Below are 17759 nucleotides of genomic sequence, written 5' to 3'. Positions count from 1 at the left end.
GGGTATCGAGCGTTGGCTCGGCTATCCCTACGAAACGGATGGGCCAGGGGAAAAATTAACCGTGGGCGCAGCACTGCGGCGCCGCTGCGATCGGTAAATTCCAGGGCGTGCGGCTCGTCAAATCAGGACCTTCTCTTTAATAAGGTCGCGATCATGTCCTCCGCCACTTCACTGGCCAGCTCACTGGCAAATGGCTTGCGCAAGCTGGTAGGCGCCGGCGCCCAGCAACCCCGGGGCTACCGGGTAATCAACGTCGAGCTCAAGCAGCGCATCCACCTCAGCCCGTCCATGGCCCGCCTGGTGTTCACCGGCGAGGACATCGCCCAGGCGCGCACCCTGGCGCCGGACCAGCGCATCAAGCTGCTGTTTCCCGGGGCCGATGGCACGCCCTCGCAACTGCCGGTGGAAGGCGACTGGCAGGCGGCCCGGCGCAAGCTGCCGGCCGAGCAGCAACCGCCGATGCGTACCTACACCATTCGCGCCCTGCGCCTGCACCCTGCGCAGATGGATGTGGATTTCGTCCTGCACGGGGTCAACGGCCCGGCCTCCGCCTGGGCCACCCATGCCCGGCCCGGCGACCGCCTGCAAATGGTGGTGCCGAACAAGGCCTACAGCGGCGACCCCGGTGGTTATGAATGGCTGCCGCCGGCGGGGATCCGCAAGGTGCTGTTGATGGGCGATGAAACCGCGCTGCCGGCGATTGCCGGCATTCTGGAAGAACTGCAGGGTTATCCGGACCACCCGGATGTGCAGGCGTTTATCGAAGTGCCCTATGAAAGCGATTGCATCGACCTGCGCTGCCACCCGCAGGCGCGGATCAACTGGTTGCCCCGGGACCTGCTGGGCGCACGCCATGGCGAAACCCTGATCCATGCCGCCCGGGAGCTGGCTGAACTGCCGCCGGCCAACAGCCAGCGCCGGCCGATCAAGGTTTCCGAACGCAATGACGAACAGCGCCTCTGGGAAACCGCCCAACCGGCGGACAACGATTTCTACGCCTGGGTGGCCGGCGAGTCGGCCACGGTGATGAACATTCGCCGCCACCTGATCAACGAGCGCGGCCAGGAGCGTCGCAACCTGACGCTGATGGGCTACTGGCGCCTGGGCAGCTCCCTGGGTTGAACCCCACCAACCGCCCCACCCTCTTCCCTGTAGCCGCTGCCGAGCCCGCGAAGCTGCGCCAAGGCCCGCAGGGGCTTGCTTGGCGATTGCCAGCCGAACCTTTGGAGAACTCGGGATTTTTGCGCCCCTGCGGGCCGTGCGCAGCCTGCGCCAGCGGCTACAGCAAGCATGTCTGTAGCCGCTAGGAAAGCGCGGCGACCGGTTGCAGGTGGCGGCGGCGATGCACCTCCAGATGGCCCTTGAGCAGGCTCAGCACCTTGGCCTCGTGCTCGTGGATGAAGAAGTGCCCGCCCGCAAGCATGTCCACCGAAAAACTGCCGTGGGTTTCCTTGCGCCAGCCGATCAGTTGCTCGGTGGTGGCGCGATCCGTCTTGCCGCCCAGCACATGCACCGGGCAATTGAGCAGTGGCCGTTGCACTGGGCGAAAACGCCCGCACAAGAGAAAGTCGGCCCGCAGGATCGGCAAGGTCAGGCTCATCAGTTCCTGGTTGGCCAGCACTTCTTCGCTGGTGCCGTTGAGGGTGCGCAACTGTTCGATCAGTTGCTCATCGGTCTTGGGCTCGGCAAACCCCCGGTCGTACTCGGTGCGCAGGGTCGGCGCGGCAGTACCCGAGGCGAACAGCGCCACCGGCTCCGGGCACCCCAGGGCGCGCAAGGCATGGGCCAGTTCGCAGGCCAGCAAGGCGCCCATGCTGTGGCCGAACAGGGCGTAAGGGGTGCGCAGCGTGCCCCGGATTTCCAGGGCAAGCTGCCGCGCCAGCTCGCGCATGTCGGTGTGCAGCGGCTCGGCATAACGGGTGCCACGCCCGGGCAGCTCCAGCGGTTGCAGGTGCAGCCACTGCGGCAGCTTGCGGCGCCAGCGGCTGTAGACCATGGCGCTGGCGCCGGAATACGGCAGGCACAGCAGGTTCAACTGAGTCACGGTTATTCCCTCGACGGATGGACGCTAAAGAAACGCAGCACGAGGGGAACAAATTAGTCCACCGATCAGCTCAGCGCATGCGCCGATAGCTCTGCAACGCCGCCCCCAGTACCACCGCGCCGCCAGCCAAGGCCAGCCAGAAGCCACTGCGGGCGCCGAACTGGTCCACCAGCGCTCCAGACCCCGCGGCCCCCAGGGCCACGCCGATGCTCAGGCCGGTGACCAGCCAGGTCAGGCCCTCGGTGAGCTTGGCCGGCGGCACGCTGCGTTCCACCAGGGCCATGGCGACGATTAGGGTCGGCGAGAAAAACAGCCCGGCAACGAACACCGCCAGGGACAGGCCGAGAATGTTGCTCGCCAGCAGCAGCGGCAAGGTGGTCAGCGCCGTGGCGATGCCGCCGTACATGAACAGCCGGGGCAAGGGCGTGGCCAGTTTCAGGGCGCCAAAGGCGATGCCCGCCAGGCACGAGCCGATGGCGTACACCGAGAGCACGATGCTCGCCGCCGCCGGCTGCCCCTGGTGCTGGGCGAAGGCCACGCTGACCACGTCCACCACCCCGACGATGGTGCCCATGGCGGTCATCAGCAACAGCAGCAGGCGGATTTCCACCGAGCGGATGATCGAGCCGGAGTGCCCTTCCTCATGGGGATGGACCGGCGGCTCGGTGCTCTTCTGCATGACGAACACACCGCCCCCCAGCACCAGCATCAGCAACGCCGCCAGGGGCCCGGCTTCGGGAAACAGGCCGACGCTGAGGCCCACCGACAAGGGCGGGCCGACGATGAAGCAGACCTCATCGAGCACCGACTCCAGGGCATAGGCGGTCTGCAGTTGCGACTGGCCGCGGTACAGCTCGGTCCAGCGGGCACGGACCATGGCCGACATGCTGGGCATGCAGCCGGCCAGGGCGGCGCAGAGGAACAGGGTCCAGTGCGGGGCCTGCAAGCGGGTGCACAGCAGCAGGGCCAGCAGCGCCCCGCCCCCCAGGCCGGCGGCCAGGGGCAATATCCGGCTCTGGCCGTAACGGTCCACCAGGCGCGATACCTGGGGCGAGCAGAACGCCGTGGCCAGAGCGAACGTCGCCGCCACCGAACCGGCCAGGGCGTACCCGCCGTGCAATTGAGCCAGCATGGTGATCAGGCCGATGCCAGTCATGGAGATCGGCATGCGCGCGATCATCCCGGCCAGCACAAAGGCCCGGCTGCCGGGAGCCTTGAACAGTTCGCGGTAGGGGTTTGCCATTTACAACGACTCCTTGGGGGGCTGCAACTTGCCACAAAGGGCAGGCACGGTAGAAATACATACGCCTCGTATGTTAAAAATCATGTAAACATACGCCTCGTATGTCAACCCGCCATTTGTTGGAGAACTGTATCCATGAGCAACCGCCCACGCGCCGCGATGATCGAGCAAACCCGCGCCAGGCTGATTGCCAGCGCGCGCCAGGCCTTTGCCCGCCTGGGCTACGCCAAGACCTCCATGGACGATTTGACCGCCGAAGCCGGGCTGACCCGGGGCGCGCTGTATCACCACTTCGGTGACAAGCAGGGGTTGCTGGCGGCGGTGGTGGAGCAGATCGACAGTGAAATGGATGAGCGCCTGGATGCCATTTCCGCGGCGGCCAGTGATCCCTGGCAAGGCTTTGCCCAGCGCTGCCGGGCCTACCTGGAAATGGCCCAGGAAGCCGAAATCCGCCGCATCGTCCTGCAGGATGCCCGGGCCGTGCTGGGGCAACGGCAGCCCGCCGAGGAACACTGCATCGACTCCCTCAGCCGCCGCCTGCAAGCGCTGGTCGAAACCGGGCTGATCACGCCCGCGCCGAGCCAGGCCCTGGCGCGCCTGATCAACGGCAGCCTGGTGGACGCGGCGCTGTGGATCGCCGCCGCCGAGCAGCCCGGGCAACGCCTGCAACAAGCCCTGCAGGCGCTTGAGCTGCTGCTGCGCGGGCTGCAACAAGCGCGCTGAACTGAACTCCTGAACCGCGTCCGGGGTCAGCACAACAGGGGCCACTGATGCGGTGCGTGTCGCATGGGCGCACCAGCCCCGGCCTTCGACAGCGGCAACAGGAGTGCAGTGCATGCAGATATCCCTCGACCAGCAGGTAGCCCTGGTCACTGGCGCCAGCTCCGGCATTGGCGCCGCCACCGCAATCGCCCTGGCGGCGGCCGGCGCCAGCGTGGTGCTCAACTACAACTCCCAGGCCGCGCCGGCCGAGCAGTTGGCCGCGCGGATCAATGCCGAAGGCGGCCGGGCCATTGCCATTGGCGCCGATGTGGCCGATGAGGCCCAGGTCGAGGCGCTGTTCGCCCAGGCCATCGAGGCCTTTGGTTTTCTCGACATCCTGGTGGCCAATTCCGGCCTGCAAAAGGATGGGCCGGCCGCCAGCCTGAGCCTGGACGACTGGAACCGGGTGATCGGCGTCAATCTCACCGGGCAGTTCCTCTGCGCTCGCGCGGCGCTGAACATCTTCCAGCGCCAGGGGGTGCGCGCCGGGGTGTCCAAGGCGGCGGGCAAGATCATCCACATGAGTTCGGTGCACCAGTTGATTCCCTGGGCCGGGCACGTGAATTACGCGGCCTCCAAGGGCGGCGTGGACATGCTGATGCGCACCCTGGCCCAGGAGGTCAGCCAGCAGCGGATCCGCATCAATGGCATCGCCCCGGGGGCGATCCGCACCGCCATCAACCGCGCCGCCACCGAGGGCGCGGCAGAGCAAGAACTGCTCAAGCTGATTCCCTACGGCCGGGTCGGCGATCCCGAGGATGTGGCCAATGCCGCGCTATGGCTGGCCTCGGACGCCTCCGACTATGTGGTCGGCAGCACCCTGTTCATCGACGGCGGCATGAGCCTCTATCCGGAGTTTCGCGGCAATGGCTGACCAGCATCCCACGGCACAGCGCCCCATCGACGCCCACGGCATCATCGGCGACATGCGCAGCGCCGCCCTGGTCAACGACCAGGGCAGCATCGATTTCTTCTGCTGGCCGGAGTTCGACAGCCCGAGCATCTTCTGCTCACTGCTGGACTCCGCCGCCGCCGGGATCTTCGAACTGGCACCGGTGCTCGCCGACGCCCGGCGCCAACAGATCTACCTGCCCGACAGCAACGTCCTGCAGACCCGCTGGCTGGGAGCCGAGGCGGTGGTGGAAGTCACCGACCTGCTGACCATCGACGACGACCCCGAGCAGCTGCCGCTGCTGATCCGCCGGGTACGGGTGGTCAGCGGCCAGGCCACCCTGCGCCTGCACTGCGCGCCGCGCCTGGACTATGGGCGGGCCACCACCGGGGCACGACAGGAAGGCGACTCGGTGTGCTTCGAAGCCCCCGGGCAGCCCGGGCTGCGCCTGCTGGGCGACCAGCCGCTGCACCTTGAACGGGACTCGGCCCGGGCCGAGTTCGTGCTGCAACAGGGCCAGGGCGCCGAATTCATCCTCGGTGGCGTCGACGATCTGCGGGTGCAGCACGGCGATAGCGAGCTGCACCTTACGCGCACCCTGAAGTTCTGGCGCGACTGGATCGGCCAGTCCAACTACCGCGGGCGCTGGCGCGAGATGGTCAACCGTTCGGCCCTGGCGCTGAAACTGCTGACCTCCAGGCGCCATGGCGCGATCCTCGCGGCGGCCACCTTCGGCCTGCCGGAAAGCCCCGGCGGCGAACGCAACTGGGACTACCGCTACACCTGGGTACGCGACGCCTCGTTCACCGTCTACGCCTTCATGCGCCTGGGTTTCGTCGAGGAGGCCAACGCCTTCATGCGCTGGCTGCGGGGCCGGGTCAGCGACTGCCATGGGCAACCGATGAAGCTCAATATCCTGTACGGCATCGACGGCCGCCAGCAGTTGCCGGAGACCGAGCTTGGGCACCTCTCCGGGCACGGCGGCGCGCAACCGGTGCGCATCGGCAACCAGGCCTACGACCAGGTGCAGCTGGATATCTTCGGCGAGCTGCTGGATGCGGTGTACCTGGTGAACAAGTACGGCGAGGCCATCTCCCACGAAGGCTGGCAACACACGGTACAGGTGGTGGACCAGGTCTGTGACAGCTGGCAGAGCAAGGATGTGGGCATCTGGGAGATGCGCGGCGAGCAGCACCACTTCCTGCACTCGCGGCTGATGTGCTGGGTGGCGGTGGACCGCGCCATCCGCCTGGCCTCCAAGCGTTCGCTGCCGGCCCCCTTCGCCCGCTGGGACCAGACCCGGCAAGCCATCTACGACGATATCTGGAGCCGGTTCTGGAACCAGGAGCGCGGGCATTTCGTCCAGCACATCGGCAGCACCGCCCTGGACGGTTCGATGCTGCTGATGCCCCTGGTGCGCTTTGTCAGCGCCAAGGACCCGCGCTGGCTGGCGACCCTGGATGCCATCGAAAAGAGCCTGGTGCGTGACGGCATGGTCTACCGCTACCGCAATGACGACAGCCAGATCGACGGCCTGGCCGGCACCGAAGGCGCCTTCGCCGCCTGTTCGTTCTGGTACGTCGAATGCCTGGCCCGGGCCGGGCGCCTGGAGCAGGCGCACCTGGAGTTCGAGCAGTTGCTGCGCTACGCCAACCCCCTGGGCCTGTACGCCGAGGAGTTCGACAGCCACGGCCGTCACCTGGGCAACACGCCCCAGGCCCTGACGCACCTGGCGCTGATTAGCGCGGCAAGTTTTCTCGACCGGCGCTTGAGTGGCGACAAGAGCGTCTGGCAACCTTGAGCCCGGCCCCGGTGCTGAGACCGGGGCGCTCTTCCCTTGGTGCCCGACAGAAATGGAACTCGCCCCATGCCCGACTCGCCGATCATCGCCGTGATGATCCATGCCGCCGACTGGCGTGCCGCCACCCATTGGTACGCCCAGGCCTTTCCCCAGGCCCGCCGGGTGCTGCATGAGCCGGATGATTTCGGCCATTTGCAGCTCGCGGGCCTGTCCCTGGAAATCGTCCCCTGCGACGCCAAGGTCGGCCAGGGGCCGGCGGGCACGGTGGTGTACTGGCAGGTCGCCGATCTGCCCGGCCAGGTGCAGCGCCTGACCGGGCTGGGTGGGCACCTGTATCGCGGCCCCATGGTCATTGAAGGCGGCGACTCGATCTGCCAGGTGCAGGCCCCCTGGGGCAACTGCATCGGCCTGCGCCAGCCGGCCCGTTTGGGGCAAGCGTCATGAACCAGGTGCTGCTGATCATCGACGTGCAACCCTGCTTCAACCCTCCGCAGTGGCTGGTGGACGGCATCAACCGCCTGCTCGGGCTCATGCCCTCGGTGGCCACGGTGGAGCGCCATGATGAAAGCCGCACGCCCTTCGCCCGGCAACTGGGCTGGCAGCCGGCGGTGGATGACCAGAGCCTGGTGGCCGCCGACAAGGTCTTCATCAAGCACGGCTACGGGCCGACGACGGAGATTCTCGAGCACCTCAAAAGCCTCGCCCCCGAGCGCGTGCTGGTGTGCGGTATCCAGACCGACACCTGCGTGCTGGCCGCAGGTTTTGCCCTGTTCGATGCCGGCTTGCAGCCGACCCTGCTCACCGACCTGACCGTGGGTTCGTCCCTGGACCGCAGCGGCGGCCTGGGCATCGACCTGTGGCGGCATCATTTCAAGCACCTGGCCCGCAGCGACGAACTCTAGGGGCCGGCTTGCGGCCCCCTTCGCTGGCAAGCCAGCTCCTACGGCCCTCAGGTGGCAGCGCCGTTGCGTAGGAGCCGGCTTGCCGGCGAAGGCAATCTTGCGGGCCTCTTCGCTGGCAAGCCAGCGCATACAGCCCTCAGGTGGCGGCGCCGCTGCGTAGGAGCCGGCTTGCCGGCGAAGGCGATCTTGCGGGCCACACAGCGCTAGAGTCCGCACTCGCACGCCCTCATAAGGCCCCTGAGCTTCACCGTCGGCCTGCGCTGCTACGTGCACATCAAGGGCCCCGAACCCTAGGGCCACAGTTCCCTGGAAGACATCCGCCGGCTGCTGGCGCGACGCCCACGGGCAGCATGCCGCTGCGGCTTGAGGACAGCGCGCAAGTTTTGCGCTAGCTTTTCCCGGCCCACCGGATCCGGAGTCCTCATGCCCAGCCCAGCCTCCCTGCACCAGGTCAGCACCCCCAGCCTGCATATCGCCTATGAGGAACATGGCCCGCGCAACGGCGAGCCGGTGATCCTGCTCCATGGGTTTCCCTACGACGTGCGGTCCTACGACGAGATCGCCCCGCCCCTGGCCGAGCGCGGCTATCGGGTCATCGTTCCCTACCTGCGGGGCTACGGCCCGACGCGCTTTGCCAGCGAACAGGTGATGCGCTCCGGGCAGCAGGCGGCCCTGGCCCGGGACCTGCTGGAGCTGATGGACGCCCTGCACCTGCCCCAGGCCACCCTCGCCGGCTACGACTGGGGTGGGCGCGCCGCGTGCATCGTCGCGGCGCTGTGGCCGCAGCGGGTCAAGGGCCTGATGAGCGCCGACGGCTACAACATCCAGGACATTCCCCGGGCCATCGAGCCCCGGGCGCCGGAGACCGAACTGCGGCTGTGGTACCAGTACTACTTCAATACCCAACGCGGGGTGGACGGCCTGACGGCCAACCGCCGGGAATTCTGCGAGCTGTTGTGGCGCCTGTGGTCGCCAACCTGGAAACAAGGGCCGGGGCTCTATGGCCTGAGCGCGCCCTCCTTCGACAACCCGGACTTCGTCGCGGTGGTGATCCATTCCTACCGCCATCGCTTCGGCTATGTGCCGGGCGACCCGGGCCTGGAAAGCATCGAACGGGCGCTGGAGGCGCAACCGCCGATCCGGGTGCCGACCATCGCCCTGTGCGGCGCTGACGACGGCGTCGGCCCGGCCACCGAACCGGACCCCGATGTCGGCCTGTTCAGTGGGCCCTATCAACGGCGGATCCTCCCGGGGATCGGCCACAACCTGCCCCAGGAAGCGCCGCAAGCCACCCTCGACGCGCTGCTGGAGTTGCTCGGCAAGCCTTGAGATGGGCACCGGCGCACGCCATGGGCCGGAAAAAATCGGTACACTTCGCGGCCTCGATCCCCCCACAGGACATGGAATGTTATCCGTCGCCGCTTCTCCCCGACCCGGCCTGCGCCGGGCCTTGGTGCTCTGGCTGTATGCCGTCGGCGCCGGCCACCTGCTGGCCGGGCTGCTGCTGGCCTGGGCCGGCCACAGTGGCCTGTTCAACGATTACCTCGCGGGCATCGAACAAGCCTTCTGGGGCGCCGCCGCGCCGGCACCGGCCCGGGCCCAGCAGATCTGGTGGCTGGGGCTGTTCGGCGCCACCCTGCAAAGCTATTCGCTGTTCCTGCTGGGGCTGGTGCACCTGGGCAACCGCCTGCGGGCACCTGCCGCCTGGGCCTGGCTGATGGCCGGGATTGTGCTGTGGGCGCCCCAGGACATGTGGCTGTCCTGGCAGATGAACATGACCGCCCACCTGTGGATCGACAGCTTCGCCCTGCTGGTGCTGCTGCCGCCGTTACTGTGGCTGCAGCGCCACGACCGCCGTACCTCTCGTCTTCCCTCGTAAAAGGACTTCACCATCGTGGCTGATTTGCCAATCCTGCAGTGGGCCATCGCCCTGTTGCTCGCCCAGGGCGTGCTCGGCGCCCTGGATACTCTCTACCATCACGAACTCACCGTGGCCCTGCCGCAGCGTCACAGCGCCCGCAAGGAACTGAGCATCCATGCCCTGCGCTCGTGCTTCTACGGCGTGCTGTTCATGGGCATCGCCCACCTGGCGTTCCAGGGCATCTGGGCCCTGGTGATCGCCGTACTGTTCGCCCTGGAAATCGGCCTGACCCTGTGGGACTTCGTGGTCGAGGATCGCAGCCGCAAGCTGCCGGCCATCGAACGCATCATGCACACCGTGCTGGCGATCAACGCCGGGGCCTTCTTCGCCCTGTACGGCCTGCAACTGCTGGAATGGTCACGCCTGCCCAGTGCCTTGAATCCCATCGACCTGGGCTGGCAGGGCTGGGCCCTGAGCCTGTTCGCCGTGGGCGTCACCGCCTCGGGCATCCGCGACGGCCTGGCGGCGCTGCGCCTGCAACGCCAGGGCCAGGGCGCCAACCCCTTTGCCGGGGGCAGCGGCAAGCGGGTGCTGGTCACCGGAGGCACCGGTTTTATCGGCGAGACCCTGGTCAACCAACTGCTGGATGCCGGGCACACGGTCAGCGTGCTGGCCCGGGACCCGCTGCGCGCCGCCTACCTGTTCGACGGTCGCGCCCGTTGCCTGCGCTCGCTGAGCAAGCTGGGCCACGGCGAAGCCTTCGACGTAATCATCAACCTGGCCGGCGCCCCGGTGGCCGGGCCGCGCTGGTCGGCCAAGCGCCAGGCGCAACTGCTGGCCAGCCGGGTCGGCACCACCGAAGCCCTGCTCAACTGGCTACAACACGCCCAGCACAAGCCGGAGCTGTGGATCCAGGCTTCGGCCATCGGCTTCTATGGCGTGCGCGACGCCAGCCAGAGCCTGGATGAAAACGCCGAGCGCGGCGAAGGCTTCATGGCCGACCTGTGCGCGCGCTGGGAATCCTCCGCCGAACCGGCGACCCGCTTCGGCGTGCGCCAGGTGGTGCTGCGCCTGGGGATCGTCTTCGGTCCCGGGGGCGCCCTGAAGCCATTGCTGATGCCCTTCCATTTCGGCTTTGGCGGACGCATGGGCGATGGCCGGCAGATCATGAGCTGGGTGCACCGCGACGACGTGTTGCAGGTGATGGCCCGGGCCATGAACGACGCGACGCTGTCCGGCACCTACAACATGGTGGCGCCGGAAGCGGTGAGCCAGGGCACCTTCGCCACCACTGTCGGCAAGGTGCTCAAGCGCCCGGTGTGGCTGCATGTGCCGGCTGCGCCGGTACGGGCCCTGGCCGGGGAGATGGCCGAGCTGTTCTTCGATGGCCAGAAGGTAGTGCCGGCGCGCCTGCTGCAGGCCGGCTACCGCTTCCGTTACCCGACCCTGGACGCCGCCCTGCGCGACCTGACCTGAGCTGAGGAATGCCCATGAGCAAGCCCCTGTTGTACCTGCTGGCGGGCAATGGCAGCGCCGCCGACTGGTGGGACGATGCCCTGCCGCACTTCCAGCGCTATCAGGTGCAGCCCCTGGAGCTGCCGGGGTTTGGCGACAACCCGCTGCCGCCCTGCCAGGACCTGGGTGAATACGCCGAGGCCCTGCTGGGCATGACCGCGCCGGGCAACGCGATTGTCGCGGTGGGGGTCAGCGCGCTGATCGTGCTGCACGCCTTGCAGCGCCGTCCGGGGCACTTCTGCCGCAGCGTGCTGTTGTCGCCCGTGGGGGCCTTTCTCTGGCAACGGCGCTTGCCGGCGCTGATGTCGCCGCTGCCCGTGCGCTTGCTGATTCACGGTTTGCTCAGCCATAAACCGACGTGGTTTGCCGGCAAGTTCTCGCGCCAGCCGTGGAGCCAGGAGCAGTACCGGCGCATGGGCGCCGGCTATGGTCGGTGCCGGGCCTTCGTACCGCTGTGGGAGCAACTGCGGGCCGATACCGCGCTGCCGCTGCTGGAGTGGATCAAGGACCCGGTGCAACTGGTCTGGGGCGACCAGGACCGGCTGCTGGGGATTGCCCAGGCCGCAGCCTGGTCGGCCATCCTGGCCCGGGCCGACCTGCGGGTCAGCCTGCGGCCGGGCTGGGGCCATTACCCCTGGATCGACCACCCCGCCGAGTTCGTCGCGTGGCTGGAATCCGCCGACAACGGCTTCGTGGCCCACACCAAGGGCGGCCGCCTGCGCCTGGCGGAGCTGGCCGGCCAACCGGTGCCCAGCGCCCTGTCCCTGGACAGCGCCCGCGACCCGCGCCTGCCGGCCCTGCTCGCCAGCCAGCCCGCGGCGCTGTGGGCGGTGCGCTCCTCCAGCTACGGCGAGGACCAGGCCGACTCGGCCAATGCCGGCTTGAGCACCACTTACCTGCGGGTGCCCAGCGAGCAAGTGCCCGAGCGCATCAGCGAACTGCGCGATGCCGGGGTCGAGGAAGTGGTGGTGCAGCGCTTTATCCAGCCGACCCTGTCGGGGATTGCCTTCGTCCGTCACCTGGCGGTGGAACTGGAGTGGGTCGAGGGCCATCTGGAAAGCCTTGCCGACGGTCAGGTCAGCCCGCAGCGGGCGATCCTTTCACGCCTGGGCGCGGCCTGGGAAAGCGGCCGTTTCGCCACCACCCGGGGCCTGAGCGCCAGCGCCCTGTGGGATTTCCTGCAAGGGGTGCTCAAGACCTTCCACTACGTGCCCGGTGATGTGGAATGGGCCTGGGACGGCCAGCAACTGTGGCTGCTGCAGTACCGCCCCATCAGCGACTACGGCTGGCGCCGGCACCTGACCGCGGCCAATATCGCCGAGATCCTGCCACCGCAACCCAGCCGTTTCGTCGAGTACGGCCAGCGCCGCGCGGCGGCGAGCATTCCGGCGATCATGGCGCGCTGGGACGCCCGTGTACTGCAGGACAACGAACCCTTCACCGCGGTATTCGGCGGTGCTTCCTATATCAACAATGACCTGTTCCTGGCGCGGCTGGCCGACTGGGGCCTGCCCTCCTCCAGCTATGCCGGCGAGGTGGGCGGCGCCACCCCGCAGCTGCCCTTGCGCCCGCTGCGCCTGTTGCGCTCGCTGCCGCGCTTCCTGCGCATGCAGCACATCGCCCGCGGCCACCTGCTGAACCTGGAAGCGGGCCTGCGACGCTTCGACCGGGAGCTGGCGCAGCTGCACGGCGCCGGGGCCGACGGCCAGCAACTGGCAGACTGGTTCAGCCGCTTCTATGTGTTCGTGGTGCAGGGCAACCTGTGCATCGCCACCGCCCTGACCAGTAGTGGCGGCGCGCTGCTGGGGCGTCCGCCCACCGCCTACGACAACCTGGACAACAGCCCCCATCGCCTGCCCTGGGAAACCGACCCCGGCACCCCGCGCCCGCAGTGCGCCGAGTTGCCGTTGCAAGCCTTCCCGCACTGGAGCCCGGCCATCACCCTGGCCCACCGCCTGGGCTTGCCGGGCATGCGCGGCTATTACCTGCAAGTGCGCGAGTGGTACCGGGACAACCTGATGCGGATCTTTTTCCGCCTGCACCATGCCGTGCCCGAGGCTGATCGCAGCTACTGGTTCGCCCCCCATGAGCAGGTGCGCAACCGTGGCGGCAGCTTCTGGCAGGACGGCCGCGAAGGCAGCGAGCAGGCGGCGGGGTTCATGATCTACCCGGGCCAGGTCCAGGGCGTGCTGGGGGTCGACATTCTGCTGGAGGACACCCTCGACCCCGGGCGCCATGCCCACTATCAGCAGGCCCGGGCTGTGATCGCACGCATGGGCGGGCGCCTGTCCCACGGTTCGACCCTGTTGCGCGAACTGCGCAAGCCCTCGGCGGTACTGCCCCAGGTAGACCCGGCCTGGATCGGCCGCGAAGTGCTGTATGCCGACGGCCAACTGAGCCTGGTAGAAGGCTGAAACCCGCGCTCAGGGCTGCGCAATGCTGGCGAAGCGTTCGCGGTAGGCCTGGGGCGTCACGCCCAGGGCCCGCAGCACGCTGCGACGCAGGGTTTCCTCGCTGCCGAAACCGCACTGGGCGGCGATGCGCTTGATCGGCAGGGTGCTGTCGGCCAACAGGCGCCGGGCGCTTTCCACACGGATCAGTTCAATGGCCCGGGCCGGGGTCTGGCCGGTGTCGGCGCGGTAGTGACGGACGAAACTACGCTCGCTCATTCCCGCCTGCTCGGCCAGCACCGGCACCGTCAGTTCGCGGTTCAGGTGCTCGGCGATCCAGGCATGCAGCCGGTCGAAACGCCCGCCCTGGTTCTGCAGCGACAAGGTCACGCTGAACTGCGACTGGCCCCCCGGGCGCTTGAGAAACACCACCAGTTGCCGCGCCACTTCCAGCGCCACTGCACGCCCCAGGTCGGCCTCCACCAGGGCCAGGGCCAGGTCGATGCCGGCGGTGACCCCGGCCGAGGTCCACACCGGGCCATCGTTGATGAAGATCGGATTGGCCTCCACCTCCAGTTGCGGATATTGCTCGGCCAACTGCTCGCAGCGGGTCCAGTGGGTGACCACCCGACGCCCGTCCAGCCAGCCGCTGGCGGCCAGCAGAAAGGCCCCGGTGCAGACCGACGCCACCCGCCGTGACGCCGCAGCCCGGGCCGCCACCCAGGCCACCAGTTCAGGATCACGGGCCGCCTCGTAGACACCCCAGCCACCGGCAACGATCAGGGTGTCGCAGGGCTCTTGCGGCAGCGGCAACGGATCGGCCAGCAGCGCCAGCCCCGAGGAGCTCAGGGTCGCCCCGCCCGGGCTGGCAATCACCCGCGGGTGGTAAGGCAAGGGCAGGCCCAGGCCGCGGGCCCGGTCATTGGCCGAGGCGAACACCTGCAGCGGCCCGCTGATGTCCAGCAACTGGGCATTGGCGAAGGCCAGGACAAACACGTTTTTCGGTGCAGTGGGCATGGTTGGCGTAAATCGAGGGCTGGTTGGCGTATGCGCCAAATCCTAGAGCGCTAGAGTCAAGCCGTCCACTTCATCGACACAAGGAACAGGCAATGGCAGTGCAGATAGGTTTTCTGTTGTTCCCCGAGGTCCAGCAACTGGACCTGACCGGCCCCCACGACGTACTGGCCTCTCTGCCGGATGTGCAGGTGCACCTGATCTGGAAGGAGCCGGGGCCGGTGGTGGCCAGCTCGGGGCTGATGCTGCAGGCCACCACAAGCTTCGCCGACTGCCCGCCGCTGGATGTGATCTGCATCCCCGGCGGTACCGGGGTCGGGGCACTGATGGAAGACCCGCAGGCCCTGGCGTTCATCCGCCAGCAGGCCGCCCGGGCGCGCTACGTGACCTCGGTGTGCACCGGCTCCCTGGTGCTCGGTGCCGCGGGCCTGCTCCAGGGCAAGCGCGCCACCACCCACTGGGCCTACCACGAACTGCTGGCGCCGCTGGGGGCGATCCCGGTGCATGAGCGGGTGGTGCGTGACGGCAACCTGCTGACCGGCGGCGGTATCACCGCCGGCATCGACTTCGCCCTGACCCTGGCCGCCGAACTGTTCGACGCCGCCACCGCGCAGCGGGTACAGCTGCAACTGGAGTACGCCCCGGCGCCACCGTTCAATGCCGGCAGCCCGGATACCGCCCCCGCCAGCGTGGTGCAGCAAGCCCGCCAGCGCGCCGCGGATTCGCTGCACAAGCGCCGGGAAATCACCCTGCGCGCGGCCGCGCGGCTGGCAGCCGGCTGAGCCTTCAGGCACGGCGCACCGGCCCCTGGCGGGCATTGCCCAGCAACTGGGTGATGGCGCCATCGCCATAGGTGCGCTCGACCCTGGAAATCACCACCTGATAACCGGCGTACCAGCGCCGGTACTGGCGCTTGGCTTCGATGTGCCTGGGGTGGCTGGCAAAGGCCTGGATCGAGGCTTCGTCCTCCCAGTAATAGCTGGCGTTGATCAGCCCCTGGTCGGCGCTGGTCCAGGATTGGGCGCCGACGAAGCCCGGCAGGCTGATGGCGATTTCGTCGATCAGCGCACTGAGGCGGTGGAACTCCTCGTCGCGCTGGCCCGGCTGGTAGATAAAGGCGGCGATGTACATGGGCAAACTCCATTGGCTGATGAATCAGAGCGGACGCGCCAGCAGCGCCAGGCGCAGGGCCAGGGCCAGCAGCACCGCCGCCAGCAGCCAGGATTGCCAGCGGGCCAACAGCGAATCGCTGCCGGGCAAGCCACGGCGCAAGGCCGCGCCGAAGATCCCCAGGCTGGTATGGAAGACCCCGCTGACCAGGGTCAGCAGCAAGCCCAGGACCACCAGTTGCACAGCGATGCTGCCGTGCTCGGGGCGCACGAACTGCGGCAGGAACACCATGAAGAACAGCAGCGCCTTGGGGTTCAGCAGGCTGTTGCACAGGGCCCGGACAAACACCGTGGCCAGCGGCACCCGGGGTGAATCGGCAAGGTCCAGGCCCCCACGCAGGCCCAGGGCCTTCCAGGCCAGCCACAGCAGGTAGGCAACCCCGGCATAGCGGATCAGGTCGAACGCCGGCGGCCAGCTGGCCACCACGGAGGTGACGCCCGTGGCCGTGAGCAGGGTCAGGCCGATATCCGCTGCACCGATCCCCAGCCCCGATGCCACCCCACCGCGCCAGCCATAGGCTGCGCCGTGGCTGATGACAAAGGCCATGTTGGGGCCCGGCGACAGCAGCAACAGCAGCACGGCGCCGAGGAAGATCGAGAGGGTTGAAAGGTCCGGCATGTGAGCGTTCCTGCGCAAAAGCCGCTAGATTAGGACGCCTGTCTGATACAAACAAAAAAGTGTTCTAGATACATAAGGTGGCCGAGCATGCGCCGTACCCGCTACAAAACCATCGTCGATCACTTCGCCCAGCGCATCCGCGCCGGCCAGCTGTGCCCAGGCACTCAACTACCTACGGTGCGGGCGCTGATGGCCAGCGAGCAGGTGGCGCTGGCCACGGCGCTGCGGGTGTATCACGAGCTGGAAGCCATCGGCCTGGTGGTGGGCGAGCCCGGGCGCGGTACCTTTGTCCGCGACACCAGCCTGCCCCGGGGCATGGGCCTGGAACAGCACCCGGCCAGCGCCGCCTCGGTGGACCTGGCGTTCAACTACCCGTCCCTGCCCGGCCAGGCGGAAAGCCTGCGCGAGGGGCTGCGGGCGATAGCCGCCTCCGGCGACTTGGATGCCCTGCTGCATTCCGCGCCCCAGGGCGGCCGCCCCCATGAGCGCCAGACCGCGGCGCGGCACCTGCGCAACCGCGAGATCCGCGTCGCCGCCGAGCAGGTGCTGATCGTCAACGGCGCCCAGCAGGGGCTGGCGGTGAGCCTGCTGGCGCTGCTCCAGCCCGGGGACATCCTGGCAGTGGACGCCCTGACCTACCCCGGCCTCAAGACCCTGGCCCAGGTCCATCGCCTGGACCTCGAAGCGCTGCCCCAGCACAACGGCCAGATGGACCTCGACGCCCTGCAGGCCCTGTGCCGCCGGCGCCCGGTGCGGGCGCTGTACTGCATGCCAACCCTGCACAACCCCCTGGGCACGGTGATGCCCCTGGCCGAACGCCGGCGCCTGGCGCAACTGGCCCGCGAGCATGACCTGCTGCTGATCGAGGACGGCGCCTACGCCTTCCTCGCCGAACCGGCCCCGCCGCCGCTGCAGACCCTGGCCCCGGACCGCACGCTGTATATTTCCGGGCTGTCGAAAAGCGTCGCCTCGGGCTTGCGCCTGGGGTTTATCGTCGCCCCCCTGGAGATGATCCCGGCCCTGGAACGAGCGATCCGCGTATCCACCTGGAGCACCCCGTCGCTGACCGTGACCCTGGGCTGTCGCTGGATCGAGTCGGGGCTGGTGGACAGCCTGGAAGAACAGAAGCGCAACGATGCCCGCAGCCGCCAGCAACTGGCCCGGAGGGTGCTCAAGGGCTGCGATTACCAGGCCTATGGCTCATCGTATTTTCTCTGGCTGAAACTGCCGGAAGGACGGCGGGCCGACGCCGTGGTGGCGGCCCTGGAGCATCAGGGGGTAACGGTGACCTCGGCCGAGCCCTTCGCCACCACCGCCCATGTGCCCCAGGCCTTGCGCCTGGCCCTGGGCTCCATCGGCCTGGCGCTGCTGGAGCAGGCTCTGGAAAAGGTCCGCAACGAAATCACCCGCTAAGCACACCTGCAGAACCCCGCCCTTAGCGTCGGGCTGAAAAGAACCTGCCACGTTCATGTTCCGCTGCGTGAAGTATCAAAGCGGCCACCGCACCCAGGCTGCAGGCACGAAATGCCGGACGAAAAAAAACCCGC

At 68.1% G+C, this 17759-nt stretch carries 17 protein-coding genes; 12 read left to right on the top strand and 5 right to left on the bottom strand.

What is annotated here, in order from left to right:
- Positions 1–153: 153 nt before the first annotated feature.
- Complete coding sequence (locus KCG88_RS00225; RefSeq protein WP_047288046.1) at positions 154–1122, top strand: siderophore-interacting protein; 969 nt, start codon at positions 154–156, stop codon at positions 1120–1122.
- 181 nt (positions 1123–1303) lie between these two features.
- Here KCG88_RS00225 and KCG88_RS00220 read toward each other — a convergent pair whose 3' ends face one another.
- Together KCG88_RS00220 and KCG88_RS00215 are read right to left on the bottom strand one after the other, a co-directional pair.
- The gene (locus KCG88_RS00220; RefSeq protein WP_210711461.1) at positions 1304–2044 is read right to left on the bottom strand and encodes an alpha/beta fold hydrolase; all 741 of its coding nucleotides are present in this window, start codon (positions 2042–2044) and stop codon (positions 1304–1306) included.
- A 70-nt stretch (positions 2045–2114) separates the two neighbouring features.
- Entirely contained in the window at positions 2115–3287 is a 1173-nt protein-coding gene (locus KCG88_RS00215) for an MFS transporter (protein WP_210711460.1), read from the bottom strand.
- 135 nt (positions 3288–3422) lie between these two features.
- Between KCG88_RS00215 and KCG88_RS00210 the strand changes: the two genes are divergently transcribed.
- From KCG88_RS00210 to KCG88_RS00170, 9 genes are all read left to right on the top strand, one after another.
- Entirely contained in the window at positions 3423–4010 is a 588-nt protein-coding gene (locus KCG88_RS00210) for a TetR/AcrR family transcriptional regulator (RefSeq protein WP_210711459.1), read from the top strand.
- 112 nt (positions 4011–4122) lie between these two features.
- Positions 4123–4923, top strand: coding sequence for a glucose 1-dehydrogenase (locus KCG88_RS00205; RefSeq protein ID WP_047288050.1), 801 nt, complete (start codon positions 4123–4125; stop codon positions 4921–4923).
- Positions 4916–6742 carry a glycoside hydrolase family 15 protein gene (locus KCG88_RS00200; protein WP_210711458.1) on the top strand — a complete coding sequence of 609 codons (1827 nt, stop codon included), beginning with the start codon at positions 4916–4918 and terminating at the stop codon, positions 6740–6742. The genes KCG88_RS00205 and KCG88_RS00200 overlap by 8 nt, the downstream gene beginning before the upstream one ends.
- Positions 6743–6808: 66 nt before the next feature.
- Positions 6809–7186 carry a glyoxalase/bleomycin resistance/dioxygenase family protein gene (locus KCG88_RS00195; protein WP_210711457.1) on the top strand — a complete coding sequence of 126 codons (378 nt, stop codon included), beginning with the start codon at positions 6809–6811 and terminating at the stop codon, positions 7184–7186.
- Positions 7183–7644, top strand: a complete 462-nt coding sequence (locus KCG88_RS00190) for a cysteine hydrolase family protein (protein WP_210711456.1) — start codon at positions 7183–7185, stop codon at positions 7642–7644. Before KCG88_RS00195 ends, KCG88_RS00190 begins: the two co-directional genes overlap by 4 nt.
- Positions 7645–8067: 423 nt before the next feature.
- Positions 8068–8973 (top strand): alpha/beta hydrolase, encoded by a 906-nt coding sequence (locus tag KCG88_RS00185; protein WP_210711455.1) that lies wholly within the window; start codon positions 8068–8070, stop codon positions 8971–8973.
- A gap of 76 nt (positions 8974–9049) precedes the next feature.
- Positions 9050–9523 (top strand): hypothetical protein, encoded by a 474-nt coding sequence (locus KCG88_RS00180; protein WP_047337376.1) that lies wholly within the window; start codon positions 9050–9052, stop codon positions 9521–9523.
- Positions 9524–9538: 15 nt separating this feature from the next.
- Positions 9539–10981, top strand: coding sequence for a TIGR01777 family oxidoreductase (locus tag KCG88_RS00175; RefSeq protein ID WP_047288054.1), 1443 nt, complete (start codon positions 9539–9541; stop codon positions 10979–10981).
- A 14-nt stretch (positions 10982–10995) separates the two neighbouring features.
- Positions 10996–13434, top strand: coding sequence for an alpha/beta fold hydrolase (locus tag KCG88_RS00170; RefSeq protein WP_210711454.1), 2439 nt, complete (start codon positions 10996–10998; stop codon positions 13432–13434).
- Positions 13435–13443: 9 nt separating this feature from the next.
- Here KCG88_RS00170 and KCG88_RS00165 read toward each other — a convergent pair whose 3' ends face one another.
- Entirely contained in the window at positions 13444–14427 is a 984-nt protein-coding gene (locus tag KCG88_RS00165) for a helix-turn-helix domain-containing protein (RefSeq protein ID WP_210711453.1), read from the bottom strand.
- Between the two features lie 92 nt (positions 14428–14519).
- Here KCG88_RS00165 and inhA point away from each other — a divergent pair, with 92 nt between their 5' ends.
- Positions 14520–15206: an isonitrile hydratase gene (gene inhA, locus KCG88_RS00160; protein ID WP_210711452.1), complete on the top strand. Its 687-nt coding sequence runs from the start codon at positions 14520–14522 to the stop codon at positions 15204–15206.
- A gap of 4 nt (positions 15207–15210) precedes the next feature.
- On the opposite strand, the gene KCG88_RS00155 is transcribed toward inhA, so the two are convergent.
- Positions 15211–15555, bottom strand: coding sequence for an antibiotic biosynthesis monooxygenase (locus KCG88_RS00155; RefSeq protein ID WP_011062391.1), 345 nt, complete (start codon positions 15553–15555; stop codon positions 15211–15213).
- Between the two features lie 24 nt (positions 15556–15579).
- Entirely contained in the window at positions 15580–16212 is a 633-nt protein-coding gene (locus tag KCG88_RS00150; protein WP_210711451.1) for a LysE family translocator, read from the bottom strand.
- Between the two features lie 87 nt (positions 16213–16299).
- On the opposite strand from KCG88_RS00150, the gene KCG88_RS00145 reads away from it, so the two are divergent.
- Positions 16300–17625, top strand: coding sequence for a PLP-dependent aminotransferase family protein (locus KCG88_RS00145; protein ID WP_210711450.1), 1326 nt, complete (start codon positions 16300–16302; stop codon positions 17623–17625).
- The last annotated feature ends 134 nt before the right edge of the window (positions 17626–17759 follow it).

It is taken from the genome of Pseudomonas sp. MWU349 (genome assembly GCF_017947325.1).
In the GTDB taxonomy this organism is placed as follows: domain Bacteria; phylum Pseudomonadota; class Gammaproteobacteria; order Pseudomonadales; family Pseudomonadaceae; genus Aquipseudomonas; species Aquipseudomonas protegens.
The sequence above is the reverse complement of the archived record's forward strand: the minus strand, read 5'-3'. Positions and strand labels throughout refer to the sequence as shown.

Coding starts and splice junctions, on each gene's coding strand:
- KCG88_RS00225 (WP_047288046.1), top strand. CDS start 154: ATGTCCTCCGCCACTTCACTGGCCAGCTCACTGGCAAATGGCTTGCGC.
- KCG88_RS00215 (WP_210711460.1), bottom strand. CDS start 3,287: ATGGCAAACCCCTACCGCGAACTGTTCAAGGCTCCCGGCAGCCGGGCC.
- KCG88_RS00210 (WP_210711459.1), top strand. CDS start 3,423: ATGAGCAACCGCCCACGCGCCGCGATGATCGAGCAAACCCGCGCCAGG.
- KCG88_RS00205 (WP_047288050.1), top strand. CDS start 4,123: ATGCAGATATCCCTCGACCAGCAGGTAGCCCTGGTCACTGGCGCCAGC.
- KCG88_RS00200 (WP_210711458.1), top strand. CDS start 4,916: ATGGCTGACCAGCATCCCACGGCACAGCGCCCCATCGACGCCCACGGC.
- KCG88_RS00195 (WP_210711457.1), top strand. CDS start 6,809: ATGCCCGACTCGCCGATCATCGCCGTGATGATCCATGCCGCCGACTGG.
- KCG88_RS00190 (WP_210711456.1), top strand. CDS start 7,183: ATGAACCAGGTGCTGCTGATCATCGACGTGCAACCCTGCTTCAACCCT.
- KCG88_RS00185 (WP_210711455.1), top strand. CDS start 8,068: ATGCCCAGCCCAGCCTCCCTGCACCAGGTCAGCACCCCCAGCCTGCAT.
- KCG88_RS00180 (WP_047337376.1), top strand. CDS start 9,050: ATGTTATCCGTCGCCGCTTCTCCCCGACCCGGCCTGCGCCGGGCCTTG.
- KCG88_RS00170 (WP_210711454.1), top strand. CDS start 10,996: ATGAGCAAGCCCCTGTTGTACCTGCTGGCGGGCAATGGCAGCGCCGCC.
- KCG88_RS00165 (WP_210711453.1), bottom strand. CDS start 14,427: ATGCCCACTGCACCGAAAAACGTGTTTGTCCTGGCCTTCGCCAATGCC.
- inhA (WP_210711452.1), top strand. CDS start 14,520: ATGGCAGTGCAGATAGGTTTTCTGTTGTTCCCCGAGGTCCAGCAACTG.
- KCG88_RS00155 (WP_011062391.1), bottom strand. CDS start 15,555: ATGTACATCGCCGCCTTTATCTACCAGCCGGGCCAGCGCGACGAGGAG.
- KCG88_RS00150 (WP_210711451.1), bottom strand. CDS start 16,212: ATGCCGGACCTTTCAACCCTCTCGATCTTCCTCGGCGCCGTGCTGCTG.
- KCG88_RS00145 (WP_210711450.1), top strand. CDS start 16,300: ATGCGCCGTACCCGCTACAAAACCATCGTCGATCACTTCGCCCAGCGC.